Origin of the sequence: Variovorax sp. EBFNA2, assembly GCF_033802765.1 — a bacterium.
Classification (GTDB): domain Bacteria; phylum Pseudomonadota; class Gammaproteobacteria; order Burkholderiales; family Burkholderiaceae_C; genus Variovorax; species Variovorax paradoxus_H.
Map to the genome: position 1 here is coordinate 6,317,766 of NZ_CP138496.1, position 18,849 is coordinate 6,336,614.

At 69.5% G+C, this 18,849-nt stretch carries 15 protein-coding genes; 6 read left to right on the forward strand and 9 right to left on the reverse strand.

The genetic code is table 11. The annotated features are described in order from the left end of the window. Positions 1-141 precede the first annotated feature (141 nt). Positions 142-1,290, reverse strand: coding sequence for an MltA domain-containing protein (locus tag RZE79_RS29720; RefSeq protein ID WP_319358055.1), 1,149 nt, complete (start codon positions 1,288-1,290; stop codon positions 142-144). On the opposite strand from RZE79_RS29720, the gene RZE79_RS29725 reads away from it, so the two are divergent. The 3 genes from RZE79_RS29725 (at position 1,289) to RZE79_RS29735 (ending at position 2,939) form a co-directional block, all read left to right on the forward strand. Continuing rightward, positions 1,289-1,438 (forward strand): hypothetical protein, encoded by a 150-nt coding sequence (locus RZE79_RS29725; RefSeq protein ID WP_319358056.1) that lies wholly within the window; start codon positions 1,289-1,291, stop codon positions 1,436-1,438. The genes RZE79_RS29720 and RZE79_RS29725 overlap by 2 nt on opposite strands. Before the next feature lie 197 nt (positions 1,439-1,635). Next, on the forward strand, positions 1,636-2,295 hold the full coding sequence (locus tag RZE79_RS29730; protein WP_056575284.1) for an OmpA family protein: 660 nt from the start codon (positions 1,636-1,638) through the stop codon (positions 2,293-2,295). Between the two features lie 86 nt (positions 2,296-2,381). Beyond that, positions 2,382-2,939, forward strand: a complete 558-nt coding sequence (locus RZE79_RS29735) for an OmpA family protein (protein ID WP_153281508.1) — start codon at positions 2,382-2,384, stop codon at positions 2,937-2,939. Between the two features lie 4 nt (positions 2,940-2,943). Here RZE79_RS29735 and RZE79_RS29740 read toward each other — a convergent pair whose 3' ends face one another. The 4 genes from RZE79_RS29740 to RZE79_RS29755 are packed head-to-tail and all read right to left on the reverse strand — an operon-like array spanning position 2,944 to position 10,674. Continuing rightward, a complete protein-coding gene (locus RZE79_RS29740; RefSeq protein WP_153281507.1) occupies positions 2,944-3,570 on the reverse strand; it encodes a response regulator transcription factor in 627 nt (208 codons plus the stop codon). Positions 3,571-3,617: 47 nt separating this feature from the next. Next, positions 3,618-5,687, reverse strand: a complete 2,070-nt coding sequence (locus RZE79_RS29745) for a PAS domain S-box protein (RefSeq protein ID WP_319358057.1) — start codon at positions 5,685-5,687, stop codon at positions 3,618-3,620. Between the two features lie 2 nt (positions 5,688-5,689). Beyond that, a complete protein-coding gene (locus tag RZE79_RS29750) occupies positions 5,690-6,508 on the reverse strand; it encodes a carbon-nitrogen hydrolase family protein (RefSeq protein ID WP_101490829.1) in 819 nt (272 codons plus the stop codon). Next, a complete protein-coding gene (locus tag RZE79_RS29755) occupies positions 6,505-10,674 on the reverse strand; it encodes a YhdP family protein (RefSeq protein WP_319358058.1) in 4,170 nt (1,389 codons plus the stop codon). Before RZE79_RS29755 ends, RZE79_RS29750 begins: the two co-directional genes overlap by 4 nt. Positions 10,675-10,699: 25 nt before the next feature. On the opposite strand from RZE79_RS29755, the gene glnE reads away from it, so the two are divergent. Beyond that, positions 10,700-13,495, forward strand: a complete 2,796-nt coding sequence (gene glnE, locus RZE79_RS29760; RefSeq protein ID WP_319358060.1) for a bifunctional [glutamate--ammonia ligase]-adenylyl-L-tyrosine phosphorylase/[glutamate--ammonia-ligase] adenylyltransferase — start codon at positions 10,700-10,702, stop codon at positions 13,493-13,495. Next, entirely contained in the window at positions 13,488-14,606 is a 1,119-nt protein-coding gene (locus RZE79_RS29765) for a septal ring lytic transglycosylase RlpA family protein (RefSeq protein WP_319358062.1), read from the forward strand. Before glnE ends, RZE79_RS29765 begins: the two co-directional genes overlap by 8 nt. A gap of 3 nt (positions 14,607-14,609) precedes the next feature. Here RZE79_RS29765 and RZE79_RS29770 read toward each other — a convergent pair whose 3' ends face one another. The 3 genes from RZE79_RS29770 to RZE79_RS29780 form a co-directional block, all read right to left on the reverse strand. Further along, positions 14,610-15,077 (reverse strand): carboxymuconolactone decarboxylase family protein, encoded by a 468-nt coding sequence (locus tag RZE79_RS29770; RefSeq protein WP_319358063.1) that lies wholly within the window; start codon positions 15,075-15,077, stop codon positions 14,610-14,612. A gap of 107 nt (positions 15,078-15,184) precedes the next feature. Beyond that, a complete protein-coding gene (locus RZE79_RS29775) occupies positions 15,185-16,075 on the reverse strand; it encodes an RNA polymerase sigma-70 factor (protein WP_319358064.1) in 891 nt (296 codons plus the stop codon). A gap of 98 nt (positions 16,076-16,173) precedes the next feature. Beyond that, positions 16,174-17,031, reverse strand: a complete 858-nt coding sequence (locus RZE79_RS29780) for a ferritin (RefSeq protein WP_095747294.1) — start codon at positions 17,029-17,031, stop codon at positions 16,174-16,176. A 128-nt stretch (positions 17,032-17,159) separates the two neighbouring features. Here RZE79_RS29780 and RZE79_RS29785 point away from each other — a divergent pair, with 128 nt between their 5' ends. Then, positions 17,160-17,801 carry a glutathione peroxidase gene (locus RZE79_RS29785; RefSeq protein ID WP_319358066.1) on the forward strand — a complete coding sequence of 214 codons (642 nt, stop codon included), beginning with the start codon at positions 17,160-17,162 and terminating at the stop codon, positions 17,799-17,801. 361 nt (positions 17,802-18,162) lie between these two features. Here the strand turns inward: RZE79_RS29785 and RZE79_RS29790 are convergent, their stop codons facing one another. Then, a complete protein-coding gene (locus RZE79_RS29790; protein ID WP_153281498.1) occupies positions 18,163-18,774 on the reverse strand; it encodes a glutathione S-transferase N-terminal domain-containing protein in 612 nt (203 codons plus the stop codon). Positions 18,775-18,849: the final 75 nt, after the last annotated feature.

The window sequence follows — 18,849 nt, forward strand, 5'->3', positions numbered from 1 at the left end:
ACATGCCTGTGAAACTGTGGCTCGCCCCCAGGCTTCGCGCACTTCGTGTCGCTGCGCCAACCCCCTACCGGGGGCAACACCAGCGGCCCGGCAGAGCCGGTTCCGCGGTGTTTCTGGAAGAGACGTGTGCCTTGCCCTTGCTCAGGGCGCTGGCGACTGCCTCGGCCACAGCGCCCACAGCCGCAGCGGCTGGTTCACGCTCGCGGCCAGCCGGCCGGCCTCGGCGCCGGTGCCGGCGAAGTAGTCGGCGCGCACCGCGCCCACGATGGCGCTGCCCGTGTCCTGCGCCACCACCAGCTTCTGCAGCTGCGCGGTCGGACCGTTCGATGCAAGCCAGACCGGCGTGCCGTAGGGAATGCTCTCGCGGTCGACGGCGATGGAGCGCCCCGCCGTGAGCGGCACGCCCTGCGCGCCGCGCGGGCCGAAGGCGGCGTCGAGTTCGCTCATCGTTTCTTCGCGGAAGAACACGTAGCGCGGGTTGCTCCACAGCATCTGCGACACGCGCTGCGGGTTCTGCGCAGCCCAGGCCTTGGTGTCGTCGGGCCACTTGCCGACCTTGCTCACGCCCTGGCTCACGAGCCATTGCTGCACGCTGCGGTACGGCTGCTCGTTGGTGGCGGCGTAGGCCACGCGCACGGTGTGCTGGTAGCCGTTGGCCTCGGTGATGCGCAACCGGCCCGAGCCCTGGATGTGCAGCATGAGCGCGTCGATGGGGTCGGCCATCCAGGCGATCTCGCGGCCGCGCAGCGCGGCCTGGGCTTCGGGCAGGGTTTCGATTTCCTGGCGCGTGAACCAGGGGCGCTTGGGCACGAGGCCGTCGGGCGCCTGGTACAGCGGCACGCTGAAGCCGGCCGAGGGCACGCGCGAGGCTTCGTACACGGGCTCGTAGTAGCTCGTGAGCTTGCCTTCGCTCTGGCCCGCGAGCGATTCGACGCGGTAGGGCTGCAGCCGGTCGGTCATCCAGCGGCGCTGCTCTTCGGGCGTGGCGATCGCGAGCTGGCGCACGTCGCGGCACAGCGGCGCGAAGGCGGCGTTGGGGCGTGCGCAATTGGCCAGCAACGCGATCCACCCTTCGTGCAACGGGTCTTCGCTGAAGCCCGGCAATTCCGACCAGCCCACGGGGACCCAGCGGCTTTTCGGATGCGCGAGCGATCCGGTCAGCGGACCAAGGTCGCGCGGCGGGGTGACGGTGGGTCGGGTGGGGGCTTCGGGGGCGCGGGGGCCGAGGGAACAGCCGGCGAGCGTTGCTACGATTGCAAGCCCGACCAGCCACTGGAGTCCATTTCTCATGGGTTTGATTCTGCTTGAAGCCCTCGCCGCGGGACTCGTCCTGATCTTGATCATCTGGTGGACCATGTTTTCCGGGCGTAACAAGGGTGAATTGCATGACGAGGCCGATGCCGAGCAACCCGACGAGGACCGGCCGCCGAAAGCGTGAAATGCTTGTGTAGCCGCACGGCGCAGCCCGTTGTCGGACAAGCACCCCATTGCTACAACTTTAGTAGCAATCATCGCAGCATTCACGGGCGATGGCGAAAGTTTTCTTATTTTCCGTAGGGCTTTGAGCACGTACCATCGGGGGCGCGTCGGGGGCTAAGCTGTGGCCCGCTTGATTCAACCTTGAAAGGGATCGCCATGAAAAAGTTCGTTCTTGCAACCACCGCAGCAGCCCTCGTCTTGTCCGGCTGCGCCGGCGGCATGACTGACACCCAACGCAACACCGGCATCGGCGCCGGCATCGGCGCGCTCGGCGGCGCCGCCATCGGCTCGGCCACCGGCGGCAACCGCGGAGCCATCGGCACGGGCGCCGTGGTCGGCGCGGCAGCCGGCGCGCTCGGCGGCTACCTGTGGTCGCAGCGCATGGAAAACCAGAAGCGCCAGATGGAAGCCGCCACGCAGGGCACCGGCGTGGCCGTGACGCAGACGGCCAACAACGAGCTGAAGCTCGCCATTCCGAGCGACGTGTCGTTCGACGTGGGCCGCTCCAACATCAAGTCGAACTTCGCGCCCGTGCTCGACCAGTTCGCCAACGGCCTGCGCAACAACCCGAACGCCGAGGTGCGCATCATTGGCCACACCGACAGCACCGGCTCCGACGCCATCAACAACCCGCTGTCGGTGGACCGCGCCGCCAGCACGCGCGACTACCTGGTGGCACGCGGCGTGAGCGCCGCGGCATTCCGCATCGAAGGCCGCGGCTCGCACGAGCCGGTGGCCGACAACAACAGCGACGCCGGCCGGGCACAGAACCGCCGCGTCGAGATCTACGTGGGCGAGCGCGCACCGCGCGGCTGATCAAAAGCCCCACGGGGAAACCGGCCGCACCATCGAACGGCCGGTTCCCGCTTCAGTTTTCATTGGTCCAAGCAGAGGGAAAATTCATGAGGAAGTTTGTAGTGTCTAGCGCGGCCCTGGCCGCTGTGTTGTTCATCGCGGGGTGCGCATCGTCGACCCCGCCGGCCGAAGCACCGGCCGCACAGCAGGCCGCACCGGCCAACAGCTGGACCGCCCGACTGGCCGCGCTGAAGGCCGAGCTCGAAGGCTCCACCAAGGGCACCGGCGTGGTGATCGAGCAGACCGCCGACAACCAGCTTCACGTCGTGATTCCCAATGAACTCTCGTTCGACACGGGCCGTTCCAACGTCAAGCGCAACCTGGCGCAGGTGCTGGACAAGGTCGCCGAGGGCCTGAAGAGCGCCACCACCGCCAGCCTGCGCGTGGTCGGCCACACCGACAGCACGGGCAGCGAAGAAGGCAACGAGCGCCTCTCGGTGAGCCGCGCCGACAGCGTGCGCAACCACCTCGTGGGCCGCGGCGTGTCGACCACCGTGATCACCACCGACGGCCGCGGTTCGCGCGAGCCGCTGGCGGACAACGGCACGGCCGCCGGCCGCGCGCAGAACCGCCGCGTCGAAATCTTCGTCGCCGAGAAAATCTGACCTTCTAAAGGTCTCTGAGGCGGTTGGCCAGCTCCACCGCCGACTTCACTTCCATCTTCTCGAACACGCGCGCGCGGTGGACCTCCACCGTGCGCACGCTGATCGCGAGCTGGTCGGCGATGAGCTTGTTCGGCAGGCCCTCGACCACGAGCCGCATCACGTCGCGCTCACGGTCGGTCAGCTCGGCAATGCGGTCGGCCAGGCCGCGGCGCACGCGCTGCACTTCGAGGGCGCGCTGCGACATGCCCAGCGCCTGCTCGATGCGGTCGACCAGTGCGTTGTCCGAGAACGGCTTCTCGCAGAAATCGAAAGCCCCGCGCTTGACCGCCTCGACGGCGGTCGGCACGTCGGCATGGCCGGTCAGGAAGATCACCGGCATCTCGGCCAGCAGGCCGCGTTCGGCCAGGCGGTCGAACAGCACCAACCCACTCATGCCGGGCATGCGCACGTCCAGCAGCAGGCAGCGCGGCTGATCGGGCAGCGGCGCCTCGTTCAGGTACTGCTCGAAGGCCTCGGCGCTGCCGAAGTGCTCGCTGGCGAGGCGGCGCGAACGCAGCAGCCAGGCCAGCGCCTCGCGCACGCTGGCGTCGTCGTCCACGATAAAGATCAAGCCATCGATCAGCGGTTGCATGCCATGAGGTCCAGCGGAACAGAAAACGAAGAAAAAGAAAAAGGCGGCTATCCCGCAGCCGGAAGCGTAAAGCGGAAGACGGTGCCCTGCGGGCGGTTGGGCTCGAACATCAGCGCGCCGCCATGCTGCTCCACCACGGTGCGGCACAGGCTCAGGCCCAGGCCCATGCCGTCGGCACGGGTGGTGAAGAAGGGCGTGAACAGGCGCGCGGCCACGTCGTCGCTGATGCCGCAGCCCAGGTCGGCCACGGAAAACTCGAGCCAGCGGCGGCCGTCGGCCGGCACGGTGGCGCCCACGGGCAGGGCGCGCGCCACGCGCAGCCTCAACAGGCGGTTTCCAGTGTTGTCGGGACTGTCCATCGCCTGCATGGCGTTGCGCGCGAGGTTCAGCAGCACCTGCTCGACCAGCGTGCGATCGCACACCACGGCGGGCAGGCGCTCTTCGAAGACGATCTCGATCGTCACGTCGAGCTTGCGCGCCTGCAGCCGCACCAGCGGCAGCACGGCGTCGATGAGCGCCTGCGGCGCCACGGCCTCGCGCATGCGGTCGCGCCGGCGCACGAAGTCGTGCACGCTGCGAATGACCTGGCCCGCGCGGTCGGCCTGCTCGGCGATGCGCTTCACGGCCATGGCCACTTCGGCCTGCTCGCCCTTCACTTCGGGCCCGAGCAGGTTGAGCGAGCCGGTGGCGTAGCTGGCAATGGCGGCCAGCGGCTGCGTGAGCTCGTGGCTCAGCAGCGAGGCCATTTCGCCCACGGTGGCCAGGCGCGCGCTGGCCTGCAGTCGCTCCTGGCTGGCACGCGAAATCTCTTCGACGCGGCGCTGCTCGCTCACGTCGATGAAGGCACTCATCCAGCCGGTCTGCACCTTGTGCGCGTTGATCAGCGGTGCCTCGAAGATGAGCACCGGAAAACGCGTGCCGTCCTTGCGCATGAAGACCGACTCGAAGCCCTCGCGCGGCGGCAGGCCGCCCGCGAAACGGCGCGTCTGGCGCAGGTGGTATTCGTGCGCCAGCTCGGTGGGCCAGTACGGCGCCTCGACACTGTCGGCCATGAGTTCTTCGGGCGTGAAGCCGACCATCTCGCAGAAGGCCGGGTTGACGTAGGTGATGCGGCCCTGCAGGTCGCGCGCGCGCAGGCCGGTGATGACCGAGTCTTCCATCGCCTTGCGAAAAGCCAGCGCGTCGGCCAGGTCGCGCTCGGCGCGCAGGCGGCGGCGGGTGTCGCGCGCCAGCAGCACGAGCACCGACACGAGCGCAATCGAGATCGCCGTGACCAGCGCCGTGAGCATGTTGGGGAACAGGTCGGGCGCGGCGCGCCAGCCGTCCACGCGCAGCATGAGCGAGGCGCCCGGCAGGTCGATGCGCTGCTGCGAGGTGAACACGCGCGTGCCGATGCGTCGCGACGTGCCCAGCGCCACCAGCCGCGTGCCGTCGGCCTCGGTGAAGGCGACCTCCTGGCCGCGCGTGAGCGTGGGGCCGACCAGTTCGACCAGCGTGTCGCGCAGCGAATAGCTCGCGACCAGGTAGTCGCCGCCGTCCATCGGCAGGCACAGCTCCATCACCTCGACGCCGCCGCCGCCGGCCACGGGCACGTAGTGGCTGGGTGAGTAGGCGGGCGCGCCGCCCTTGCGCGCGGTGGCGCAGGCCAGTGCCACATCGGACTGCGCGGGGCCGCGGTTGCTCTCTTCGAGGATGCGTGTGCGGTAGGGCGTGTTCACGGCCTCGATGGGGCGCAGGTCGGCATCGCGCCATTCGAGCCGCAGCCATTCGCGGTGCTCGCGCAATTGCGCCGCCGCGCGGTCGGCCCAGTGCGTGCGCTCCATGCCCGGCGCGAGCGTGGCGCGCAGGCTCTGGGCGTTGCGCTGCAGGCCGCTGCGCAGGTCGACGACGGCATCGGCGGTGTCGCGCTCGAGCGCGGCCTGCACCTGCTCGACCTCGTGCCGACCGGCCAGCCACACGACGGTGACCAGCAGCGCCGACACCAGCACCGCCAGCAGCAGCCAGAGGAACCAGCGCTTCCACAGCGAGCGCAGGCGCGCGAAGGCGACGACCCATCCCCGGCGCTGCGGCTGTTGCGGCGGCGGCGGTGCGGGAACGTCGAGCGCCTCGTCGGCCATCGTCAGGCGAGCACGCGGTGCGACAGCGCGGGCAGCTGGGCGCGCGTGCGCTCGACCTGGCGGGCGTCGAGGTCGAACAGCACCACGCCCTCTTCGACGGCCTGCTGCGCCACCACCGTGCCCCAGGGGTCGATGACCAGCGACTGGCCCCAGGTCTGGCGGCCGTTCTCGTGCGTGCCGCCCTGCGCGGGCGCGACCACCCAGGCCAGGTTCTCGATGGCGCGGGCGCGCAGCAGCACCTCCCAGTGCGCGGCGCCCGTCGTGCGCGTGAAGGCGCTGGGCACCAGCATCAGGTCGGCGCCCTGCCCCGCCAGCGCGCGGTACAGCTCGGGAAAGCGCAGGTCGTAGCAGACGCTCATGCCCACGCGCCAGCTGTGGCCGTCGCGCGAAGGCAGGTCGAACACCACCGGCTGCGCGCCCGGTGCGATGACGCGGCGCTCGTCGTAGTGCTCGGTGCCGTTGTCGAAGAAGAACAGGTGGATCTTGTCGTAGCGCGCCACGCACTTGCCTTCGGGCGAGAAGGCCAGCGAGCTGTTGAACACGTGGTCGGCGTCGTCGCTCTCGATGGGCAGCGTGCCGCCGACGATCCACAGGCCGAACTCGCGCGCGGCGTCGGCCAGGAAGCCCTGCACGGTGCCGGCGCCGGCGGTCTCGCGCAGGCCGAGCTTGTCGGTGTCGCGCGCACCCATCATGCAGAAATACTCGGGCAGCACCGCAAGCTCGGCGCCGTCGCGCGCCGCCTGCCCGAGCAGGGCGTGGGCCCGCACGAGGTTGGCTTCGCGGGTGATGGCGGACACCATCTGGATGGCTGCGACTTTCATTGCGTGGTCTCCGTTTTCCTGCCTTCGCCGGCCGCGGGTGCGCCCGACGTGCCCGGCAGGCCGGGCAGCTGCAGCGAGCGCGGCACCTTGGCGATCTTCGGATCGGCCCAGGTGCCTTCGATGTGGAACTCCTGCGTGGCGGCGGCCGCGAGCGGCTTGCTCAGCACCCACTGCGCGAGGAAGGTGCCCAGGCCGATGGCGGGGTTGATGGCCGTGGCCACCAGCGCGGCGGTGCCGGCGTTGATTTCGGGCACCACCACCACGCGCAGGTTCTGCGTCTCGCGCACGATGTCGGCCGAGCCGTCCATGAGCGCGGCGGCATTGACGCCCTTCATCTGCAGGTTGTTGGTGCTGGCGATGCCCTTGTTGATCCTGGCGTCGCCGCGGATGAAGTCGAAGGCGAAGCCCTGGCTGAACACGTCGCGGAAGTCGAGCGTGAGTCGGCGCGGCAGCGCCTGCAGGCTCAGCACGCCCAGCAGCTTGGCCAGGCCCGGATCGGCCTTGAGGAACTGGCCCTGCTCCACGTCGACCTGCAACTGGCCGCCCAGGCTCGGGTAGTCGAGCGAGAACGGCGAGCCGCGCCAGTTGACCTCGCCCTCGAGCCGCCCCTTGCCGCGCCGCAGGACGCCCGGCATGCCGAAGCGCGTGAGCAGGTCGCCGGCGTCGGCGATGTCGAGCTTGAAGTTCATGGCCGTGGTGCGGCGCTGGCCGGCGCTTGCGCCGCCGCCCGCCGGTGCGGCCCAGGTGCCCTTGGCGGTGAAGGTGGCTTCGGGCACGCTGAAGGCGAGCTTGTTGAGCAGCCATTCGCGCCCGCCGCGGTTGACGGCGTCGATCTCGGCGCGGCCCAGGCGCTTGCCCAGCAGCTCGAAGTCGTCGACCACGATGTCCAGCGCCGGCAAGGTGCCCGGTTGCTCGTCGAGCAGGGTCTCGACCTGCGTGGCCTCGGTCGGCGCGATCTTCAGGCGCGCCAGCCGCGCGTAGAGCCGGCCGTCCTGGCTGTGGCTGTACTCGGCGTAGCCGCTCAATTCGCTGGCGTCGACGTTGGCGCGCCACAGCGCACCTTCGCGCGTGCCGCCGAGCACCACGTTGTGCAGGGTGCGGCCCGCAATGCCCAGTTGCTGCGCGCGCACGGCGATGCGCGTGGGCAGGTAGGCCAGGTCGGGATCGTCGGCGCGCTCGCCGCCGGCGGCGGCCGCGGCGCTGGTGCCCACCAGCGTCTGCCAGGCGCCCATGTCGAGCTTGGCGACGTTGACGTTGGCGAACACGCCGCGGTCGGGCGGCAGCGCCGTCTCGCCCGGTGCCAGTCCGATGCCGATGCCGCCGCGCAGCACGCGCGCCTCGCCCGTGGCCGAGAGTTCGCGCACGTACTGCACCGCGCCGACGCGGCCGAGTTCGAGCGTCAGCTGGTCTTGCGTGGCGACGTGGCGGGCGTCGCGCGTGAGCACCTTCTTTTCGATGCGCAGCGGCATCTGTTCTTCGGCGGTCTTGACCAGCGGCGTGGGCAGGTTCAGCGCCAGCCCCTGCAGGCTGCTGGTGAGGGAGAACTCGGGCGTGTCGTCGCGCATCGAGAAGGTGGCGGCATACGGCGCGCTGCCGGTGGCCTGCCTGGCCAGCCGCGCGAGCCAGTCGACCTCGCGCGCGCCGCGCAGGCCCTCGGCGCTGACCGTGCCCTGCGCCTTCAGCGCCAGTTCGCGCTGCGGCCCGCTGAAGCGGCCCTTGCCTTCGACGCGCACATCACCGCCCAGCAGGCGGGCCTGCACGCCGGCCAGAGAGAAGCCGGTGTCGGTGAAGCTGAGCGTGCCGCGCGCCTGCGTGAACGGCGGGGCCTCGGGCACCAGCTGCAGCTCGTTGTCGGCCAGCGTCACGGTGGCCTGCACCTTGGTGTTGTCGACGTTGTCCAGCGGCAGGTCGAGGTGCAGCTTGTAGTCGGCCGAACCGGTGGCGCGCGCACGCTGCAGGAAAGGCCCGGCCTCGCCGGCCAGCGGCGCGCCGGCGCGCAGCACTTCGCCCAGCGGCCCCTTGGCCTGCGCGTCGACGCGCAGCATGGCGGCGTGGTGCGACATGTCGGCGATCTGCGCCTCGGCCTTCGTGACCTCGACGCCGGGCGCGCCCGCGATGCGCCCGCGCGCGTTGCGCACCAGCATGCCCGCGCGCTCGAACACCAGCTCGCCCGACACGCCCGTGAGCGCCGGCCACACGGGCGGCGGCGCGGCGGGCGGGCCGGTGCGCGACGCGGGCGTCGCGGGGGCGGCCGTGGCGGCGGCGAGCGATGGCGGCACGTAGGCGTAGTGCACGTCCGACACCTTGGCCGCGATGCGGAACTCGCCCTGCTTCGGGTCCATGAAGGGCATGTCGTACAGGTCGCCGCGCACGCGGAAATCGACCGTGCTGGCCGTGCCCTTGACGACCGACTCGCGCACGTAGTCGCGCGTGTGCTGCGGAATGTCGAGCGGCAGGTAGCGGAACACGCGGGTGCCGTCGGCGCGCGTGAGCTTGCCTTGCAGGTCGAGCACGCCGGGGTGCTGCGCGCGGCTGCGCGAGGTGGCCGGGTCGCTGGTGCGCCAATGGGCCTCTGCCTCGCCTTCGGCGTCGGCGTTGGCGAAGCGCAGCTTCGACACCTGCACCTGCATCGCGCCGTTGTCGAGCTTCCACTGCAGCTGGGTCGAGAGCCGGTCGATGGGGATCACCGGGTCTTCGAACACGCCGGGGAATTCGAGCGTGCCCTTGGCCATGGCCAGCGTGGCCGTGCCGCCGGTGTGGCTGGCGTCGAAGTCGAGCGTGGCGCCGCTGAGGCCGGGCGTGCCGGGGTGCACGCGGGGCGGCGTGGCGGCAGCGCCCGCCGGTGGTGGCGTACTCGACGCGACCGGTGCGGCCGGGGCCGGCTGCGACGCGACGCGCAACCCGCTGATCCGGCCCTTGGCCTGGTAGCGCGCGATTGCGTCGGGCGCGCCCTGCCAGTTCATGTCGATGCGCTCGACCAGGCCGCGCGGCGCATAGGCGCCCAGCACGCGGTGCGTGGCCTCGCCCAGCGGCAGGCGGTCGGCGATGAGGGCCAGCGCCGCGAGGTCGAGCCGGTCCGCCTTCAGCGCGCCGTGCTCGGGCGTGCGGCCCTTGGCCGGCGTGTGCTGCAGCCACAGGTTGCCGCCGGGCCAGCGCAGGCCGTCGACGGTGTCGAACTGCAGCGCGGTGGTCGAGAACTCGAAAGTGTCGGCGTTCAGCTGCCCCGCCAGCCGGCCGGTGACGGCGCGCAGCACCAGCGGCTCCAGCCCCTTGCCGAGCGAGGCGTCGATGCGGTTCAGTCCGAGGTCGGCGGCGCCGCCGACGATGCGCCCGTCGTTCACGTCGGCCCACAGGCGCAGCGCGCCGTTGCCTTCGCGGATGCGCGCATCGAGCGAGACGTACTGGCCCAGCCGGGTGACGTCGATGTAGGGCAGGTTGGCATAGAGCTGGCCGTCCCAGGTCTGCCAGTGGCCGCTGCGGATCGACAGCAGCGGCTGGCGGAACTGGCCGCGCAGCGTGAAGCGCTCGCCCCAGCCGGCCGGCGGCGTGGCGTCCAGCCGCAGACCGTGGCGGCGCGAACCGTTGCGCGAGACGAAGCGCACGTCGGTCAGCAGCAGGGGTTCGGCGCGGCGCTGCTCGTCGGTCCAGCGCACGGTGCCGCCTTCGATGACGAACTCGCGCTGCGCGAAAAACCAGTCGGCGGCGCGGGTCTCTCCGGTGGTGTCGGTCTCCATGTGCAATCCAGCCACATGGAGTTTTCCCTGAGTGTCGCGACGCACGTCGAGCTGCGGGCCCTCGATGTAGAGCTGCTCGAAATTCAGGCGCCAAAGCGATCGCGGCGACACGCTCGCCACCACCCGCACGAGGCGAAGGGCCTCGCGTTTGTCTGCGTCCTGCAGCACCACGTCGCGCAATTCGAAGGCCGGAAATAGCCCTTCGGAACGGGCGGTGATGGCGCCGATGCGCACCGGGACACCGATGGCCTTGCTAGCCTGCGCCTCGAGTGCACCGCGAAAATCGCCGATTCGCGGCACAATCCACGCGTGCAGGACCACGACTGACAGCGCCAGCAGAAGCCACGCAGCGAAGAGCAGACCCAATAGCCAGCGCGCTGTCACAGCGGTGATTTGGAGCAGACGTGAAGGGGAAGACGCCGTGTCGTTCATTGAGGGTCGCGCTGTGTCGGGAATTATGACCGCCAGCCTAGAGCCGGGTTCCGCGCCAACCCACACCAGTGTGAATCAGTTGCCATCCAATCCGACGCCTTCCGCGTTTTCTTCCAGTTCCCGATTCGTCCAGCGACTGCGTCGCCGCTATGCGGCCGAGCTCGGCCTGCTGCCACCCGGCGAGCCCCGGCGCGAATCGATGACCGTCGCCTACGACGCCCTGCGCGCACGCGGCGTGGCCGTCGGCGATGCGCTGCGCATCGTGCGCCAGCTGGTCATGGAACGCCTGGTCACACTCGATTGCGACCAGCAGGCCCCGCTCGCGGTGGTGACCACCGCCGTGACAGAGCTGGCCGAACTGGCGCTCGACATCGCCTGCCAGGACGCCTGCCATGAACTCGACGCCCAGCACGGCGCGCCGCTCGGCCCCGAAGGCCAGCGCTCGCAGCTGTGGGTGATTGGCATGGGCAAGCTCGGCGCGCGCGAGCTCAATGTGTCCAGCGACATCGACCTCATCTACCTGTACGACGTCGACGGCGACACGGCCGGCGATGCCGACGGGCGCGGCAAGCTGTCGAACCAGGAGTACTTTGCGCGCGCCGTGAAGCGCATCTATGCGCTGGTGGGCGACGTGACCGAGCACGGCTTCGTGTTCCGCGTCGACCTGGCGCTGCGGCCCAACGGCAACTCGGGGCCGAGCGTGGTCTCGCTCGATGCGCTCGAAGAATATTTCCAGGTGCAGGGCCGCGAATGGGAGCGCTTTGCCTGGATGAAGAGCCGCGTGGTCGCGCCGCGCGAGGTGGTGCTCGGCGGACAGGCGCAGGCGCTGCGCACCGTGGTGCTGCCCTTCGTGTTCCGCCGCTACCTCGACTACAGCGTGTTCGACTCGCTGCGCATCCTGCACCGCCAGATCCGCGAGCAGTCGGCGCGCCGCAGCGCCGGACGCCCCGAGCGCGCCAACGACGTGAAGCTCTCGCGCGGCGGCATCCGCGAAATCGAATTCACCGTGCAGCTGCTGCAGGTGGTGCGCGGCGGCCAGTTCCCCGAGCTGCGCACGCGCCCCACGCTCGACGCACTGCAGCGGCTGGCGCGCGCCAACCTCATGCCGCAGGACACGGCCGACACGCTGGCCGCGGCCTACGAGTTCCTGCGCCGCGTGGAGCACCGCATCCAGTATCTGGACGACCAGCAGACCCACGTGCTGCCGGTCAACGACGACGACCTGCGCTGGATCGCGCAGTCGATGGGCTATGCCGACTGCTGCCCCTTCCTCGAACAGCTCGACACGCACCGCGAGTTCGTGGCGCAGGAATTCGACAAGCTGCTGGGCGGCGAGAAGCCCTGCAACGGCAAGTGCAACGGCAAGAAATCGGCCGCGCCCGCCGACCTGGCCGACCTGCTCGACGACCTGCCGCCCGTGTTTGCCGAGCGCATCCGCGACTGGTGCGAAACGCCGCGTGTGCTCGCCCTGCGCGAAGAAACCCGGGGCCGCCTGCGCCAACTGGTGCAACGCACCGGCCAGTGGCTGAAGGAGCCCGACGGCGACGGCGCAGGGCAAACGCCGCGCCACGTCGATGCCGCGATGCGCTGGGCCGACTGGATCGAGCCGCTGATGCGCCGCGAGAGCTACCTGGCGCTGCTGGTCGAACGCCCCGCCGTGCAGGAGCGCCTGTTGCGCCTGCTGGGCGCCGCGAAATGGCCGGCGCGCTATTTGATGCAGCACCCCGGCGTGATCGACGAGCTCGCGAGCGACGAGATGCTCTCGGGCCGCTTCATCGCCGACGAATTCGAGCGTGAACTCGAAGCGCGCCACACCTCGCTCACGCGCACCGGCGAAGCCGACGAAGAGCGCCTGCTGAACCTGCTGCGCCACGCCCACCACGCCGAAGTGTTCCGCACGCTGGCGCGCGACGTGGACGGCCGCATCACCGTCGAGCAGGTGGCCGACGACCTGAGTGCGCTGGCCGACACCACGCTGCGCGTGACCGCGCGCTGGTGCTGGCCGCATGTGCGCAACCGGCACCGCGAGGTGCCGCAGTTCGCGATCATTGGCTACGGCAAGCTGGGCGGCAAAGAGCTGGGCTACGGCAGCGACCTGGACATCGTGTTCGTCTACGACGACGACGACGAGCGCGCCGGCGAGGTCTATGCGGCCTACGTGCGCAAGCTCATCAACTGGCTCACGGTGAAAACGCGCGAGGGCGATCTGTTCGAGATCGACACCGCGCTGCGGCCCAACGGCAACTCGGGCCTGCTCACCACCAGCTTCGAGGCCTACGAAAAGTACCAGCTCGGACGCGGCAGCAACACCGCATGGACCTGGGAGCACCAGGCCATGACGCGCGCGCGCTTCGTGCTCGGCAGCGCCGACCACGGCGCCGAACTGGGCGCGCGTTTCGACCAGGTGCGCGAGGCCGTGATGGTGGCCCCGCGCGACCGCGAGTCGCTGAAGGCCGAGATCATCGGCATGCGCAACAAGCTGCGCGGCGCCCGTCCCGTGAAGGCCGACCGCTTCGACGTGAAGCACAGCCCCGGCGGCATGGTCGATGCCGAGTTCGCGGTGCAGTTCCTGGTGCTGTCGGCCTCAGGCGCACACCCCGAGCTGATTCCCAACCTGGGCAACATCGCGCTGCTGCTGCGTGCCGAACAGGCCGGCCTGCTGCCCGAAGGCGTGGGCCGCGACGCGGCCAAGGCCTACCGCGAGCTGCGCCGCGTGCAGCACCGCGCACGCCTGAACGAAGAGCCGACACAGGTCACGCCGCCCGCCCTGAGCGCCGAGCGCGACGCCATGCTGGCGCTGTGGAAGGCGGTCTTTGGCTGACGGCACGCTCGCTTCCCGGGCGCTGACGGCCTGCGCCCTGGCCGCCGCGCTCGTGCTGGCCGGCTGCGCCAGCGGACCGCGAAGCAGCGGTGGCGGCGTCGCCGGTGGCCGCGACGGCCCCGGCAGCAACATCCCCTCGGACCTCGACCGCGTGCCCGACGCCGAGCCCCGCATCGAGCCCATCCGCAGCAGCGGCGGCACCAGCAAACCGTACACGGTGCTGGGCCGCGGCTACCAGCCGATCACCGACGACCGGCCGTTCCGCGAATCGGGCATCGCCTCGTGGTACGGCCGCAAGTTTCATGCGGCGTCCACCGCCAGCGGCGAGCCCTACGACATGTACGCCATGACGGCCGCGCACAAGACGCTGCCGCTGCCGAGCTACGTGCGCGTGCGCAACCCGGCCAACGGGCGCGAAGTGATCGTGCGCGTGAACGACCGCGGACCCTTCGTGGACGGCCGCGTGATCGACCTGAGCTACACGGCGGCGCTGAAGCTCGATCTGCTGCGCGGCGTGGCGCCGGTGGAGATCGAGCGCATCACCAATGAAGACATCCGCACCGGCGCCTGGCGACGCGATGCGGGCACGGCCTATGCGGCGGCGCCTGCGCGAGCGCCGGCCCCCGCGCCCGTCCGGGTGGCGGCGGCGCCGGTGGCCGTGCCATCGGCTTGGGTCGCGCCGGTCGCGATGACGGCCGCTGCCGCGCCTGCAGCGACGATGCCCGTGGCACCGCAGACGCCCGTGATGGCCGCGGCACCGCCATCAGCGCCCGAGGCACCGGCCGGCCCGCGCGAAGCGATGGTGGTGACAGACCTCGCGCCGCTGGCCCCGCTCGCTGCGCCCGCGGCACCGTCGACGCCTTCTGCATCCGCCGCTTCCGGCTTCTGGGTCCAACTCGGTGCGTTCCGCGAACGCGACGGCGCCGAGAGCCTGAGAAACCAGGCCGCGCGCGGCCTGCCCACGCTGGCACCGCAGCTGCGCGTGTTCAGCGAAGCCGGCACGCACCGCCTGCAGGCCGGCCCGTTCCCGTCGCGCAACGCGGCGGGCGAGGCCGTCACGCAGCTGCGCGACAGCCTGCGCATCGCACCGATGGTGGTGGAGCGGCGCTGAGGCTCAGGGCATCGCCTTGGCCACGACCTGCGAACGCAGGCCCACGCCGAGGCGGTTCCAGGCATTGATCTGCGCCACGGCGAGCGAGAGTTCGACGATTTCCTGGTCGCTGAAGACGGCCTTCAATGCTTCGTACTCCGCATCGCGATCGGCGTGGTGGTCGGCCAGGCGCGTGAGCGTTTCGGCCCAGTCGAGCGCCGCACGCTCGCGTTCGTTGAAGAGGCTCACCTCGCGCCAGGTGGCGAGGCTGTTGATGCGCTGCCACTCTTCGCCCTGCACGCGCAGGTCGCGCACATGCATGTCGAGGCAGTAAGCGCAGCCGTTGATCTGCGACACGCGCGCAAAGACGAGGTCGATCAGCACCTTGCCGAGCGTGCTCGACTCGAAGCTGCCGTTGACGGCGATCATGGCCTGGAAGGACTTGGGAGCGAACTTGGTCCAGGCGAGACGGAGGGCGGGGGCTTGGCTCATGAGATGTACTCCTGGGTGGTTGATGAAGAAGAGCGATGAAATCTGCTTGCTACACCCTGAAGACGCGCCAGCCATCGGCCCTGTGACAGGCCGCGCGAATTTTTTCTTCAGTCAGACCGTTTCGCGGCGAACAGCTGCGCGATGCGCGCCAGCTTGTCGGGGTTGCGCTGGGCGCGGATGCGCACGATGCGCTCGCCCTCGATCTCGAAGGTCTGGGCCGATTCGAGCTCGCCGTCGAGAAAGCGCAGCATCCCGGGCTCGCCGTTGAGTTCGACCAACTCCATGCGCACGCCGGCGCCCATGCGGCGCCAGAGCGAGTAGTACAGCTGCGCCAGCCGCTGGCTGCCGCGCAGGATCTTGCTGAAGGTCTGCACCTTGCCGCCACCGTCGCCGATGAGTTCCACGTCTTCGGCCATCAGCGCCTTCAGGTCCTGCATGCTGCCGCGCGCGGCGGCGTCGGCAAAGGCGCGCAGCAGCCGCTGGTGGGTGTCGCGCGACACCTGGAAGCGCGGGCGCGCCTCCTGCACCTGCGCCTTGGCGCGGTGCACGAGCTGGCGGCAGGCGGCCTCGCTCTTGCCGAGGGTCTGGGCGATCTCGTCGTAGTCGGCGTCGAACACCTCGCGCATGAGAAAGGCGGCGCGCGCCTCGGGCGCCAGGCGCTCGAGCACGGCCAGGAAGGCGACGGAGATGTTGTCGACGCGCTCGAGCGTTTCTTCGGGCGTGTCGGGCGACCCGGTGAGCGTGGGCTCGGGCATCCACGGGCCGATGTAGTGCTCGCGCTGGACCTTGGCGCTGCGCAGCCGGTCGATCGACAGGCGCGTGACGACGGTCACGAGCCAGGCTTCGGCGCTGTCGAAACTGGCCTTGTCGGCCTCGTGCCAGCGCAGCCAGGCGTCCTGCACCACCTCTTCCGCCTCGGCCACGGAGCCGAGCATGCGGTAGGCGATGCCCTGGAGGCGGCGGCGGTGGCTGTCGAAGGTGAGGGTCGGGTCGTCCATGCCCGATTAGACGTTCGAGGCCCGCGCGCTGTGACAGCCGGCGGGCAAAAAAAATCGCCCCGGAATGCGGGGCGATTTCTTCGAAGTCTGGGAGCGGCTCAGGCGCCCTGGTATTCGGGCTTGGGGCCCAGCGTGGCCGAGACTTCCTTGCGGTAGCGGTTCAGCTCCTGCACGGTCTTGAAGCTGCGGTTCATCAAGAGGCTCAGGTTGTGCAGGATGCGCTCGCCGACCTTGGTTTCCCAGACGGCGTCGAACTTGATCTGCTTGTCCAGCCAGTGCTCGAGCCAGTCGGGGTCGGGCATGCGGCTCTGGATGGTGTCGTTCGGGAACAGCGCCTTGTTCACGTGCAGGTTGGTCGGGTGCAGCGCCTGGGCGGTGCGGCGCGCGCTGGCCATGAGCACGCCGACCTTGGTGAAGGCGGCGCGGGCCTCGTCGCCGAACTTTTCCATGGCGCGCTTCATGTAGCGCAGGTAGGCGCCGCCGTGGCGGGCTTCGTCCTGGCTCAGCGTGGTGTAGATGTGCTTGATGACCGGCTCGGTGTGCCACTGGGCGGCGCGGCGGTACCAGTGGTTCAGGCGGATCTCGCCGCAGAAGTGCAGCATGAGGGTTTCGAGCGGGGGCGCGGGGTCGAAGTCGAAGCGCACCTCGTGCAGCTCCTGCTCGGTGGGCGCGTGCTGCGGGCTGAAGCGTTTCAGGTACTCCATGAGCACCAGCGAGTGCTTCTGCTCTTCGAAGAACCAGATCGACATGAACGCCGAAAAGTCACTGTCGTGCCGGTTGTCGCGCAGGAACATCTCGGTGGCCGGCAACGCCGACCACTCGGTGATGGCATTCATCTTGATGGTCTGCGCCTGCTCTTCGGTCAGCAAGGAAGCGTCGAACGACTGCCAGGGGATGTCCTTGTCCATGTCCCAGCGGACGGATTCGAGTTGTCTGAAGAGTTCCGGGTAGAGCATCAAAGTCTTTCAATGGCCGCCGATTTTAATCGGGCCGTTTGGCGCGCCCGTGACAGACGCGCGATGATGTGCTTACGCGCGCGCTTGCGCCATAGATGCACACCCCCCTTTCGATCCAGGAGCCCGTCATGCGAACCCCCGCCCGATTGTCGACGCTGCGACGTTGCGCCACGGCCTTTTCCCTCGTGGCGGGCCTCGCCGCCGCCCTCCCGGTGGGTGCCCAGACGGCCCCCGCCGCGCCTGCAGCGCCCTCGGGTGGCGCCGCCGCCGGGTGCCCGGCCATCCTGCAACACAGCTTCCCGCGGCTGCAGGATGAAAAGCCCCAGGACCTTTGCCAGTACTCCGGAAAAGTGGTCCTGGTGGTCAACACGGCCAGCTTTTGCGGCTTCACCCCGCAGTACAAGGGGCTGGAGGCGCTGGACATGAAGTACCGCGCGCGCGGCCTCGTGGTGCTGGGTTTCCCCTCGAACGACTTCTCCCAGGAATCGGGTTCCAACAAGGAAATCGCCGACTTCTGCGAAAGCACCTTCGGCGTGAAATTCCCGATGTTCGCCAAGTCGTCGGTGCGCGGCACCGATGCCAACCCGCTGTTCAAGCAGCTCGCGCAGGCCTCGGGCACAACACCGAAGTGGAACTTCTACAAGTACCTGATCGGGCGCGACGGCAAGGTGGTGCAGGCTTGGTCGAGCATGACGGCGCCGGACGAAACCGGCTTTGTGAACGTCATCGAGAAACAGCTCGGGCCGAGTCAGGACAAGGCGGGCGATTGACGCATGCACCGGGCTGCTGTGATGCGCAATGCGGCCCCCTGCAATGTGAACTTTGAGTCACAAACGTTTACCACTCGACCGGGAACCGGGCACCGGAGCCGCGCTCATACTTGAGCGTGGGCGGCAAATGCCCACAGGTTTTCATGTTGCGAGGTCTTCCGGGCGCCTGCCGTCCGGTTGAAATCCCGAGGCGATTCTTCTCCTCCTCCCTCCCTCCCTCCTTCGTGTCGGGGCGCCTCGCAGCATTTTTGTCTTCCCGCCGCCAGCGGGGCCCGCGATGACGCAGCGCCCCGCCGACCTTCCGGCACGTGGTGGCCCGAACGGCCCATGAAAAAAGCGCCTCAAGGGGCGCTTTGTCGTTTCAGGGCTGGGTGTCGATGAAGCTCGGCCGCAGCATGAGCTTGTCGTACAGCCGGGCCAGGTTGGCGTGTTCGCCGCGCCAGTCGATCTCGGGAAAACGCAGCCCCAGCCAGCCCAGCGCGCAGCCGACCGCGATGTCCGACAGGCTCAGGTGGATGCCGCTGCAGAAGGGCTTGTCGCCCAGGCCCTTGGCCATGGCGGCCACGCCGGCCTCGACCTTGACGCGCTGGCGCTCGATCCAGGCGGCGCTGCGCTCGCCGTCGGCGCGGCCGGTCCAGGTGGCTTCGAGGCGCCAGAGCACGCCGGCGTCCATGACTCCGTCGGCCAGCGCTTCCCAGGTCTTGACCTCGGCGCGTTCGCGGCTTTGCTGCGGAATGAGCTTGCCCACGGGCGACAGGGTGTCGATGTACTCGACGATGACGCGCGAGTCGAACATCGCCTCGCCGCCTTCCATGATCAGGCACGGCACCTTGCCCAGCGGATTCGAATGGGCGATCGTGGTGTCGGCGGACCAGACGTCTTCGATCACGAACTGGTAGTCGAGCCGCTTTTCGGCCAGCACCACGCGCACCTTGCGCACATAAGGGCTGGCGGCGGATCCGATCAGTTTCATGAAGGCTCTCTCCCCATATCGTTTGTTAACGTTTGTTCGCAGGCATTTTAGGTGAAGGGAAAAAGTCGCCGCCCC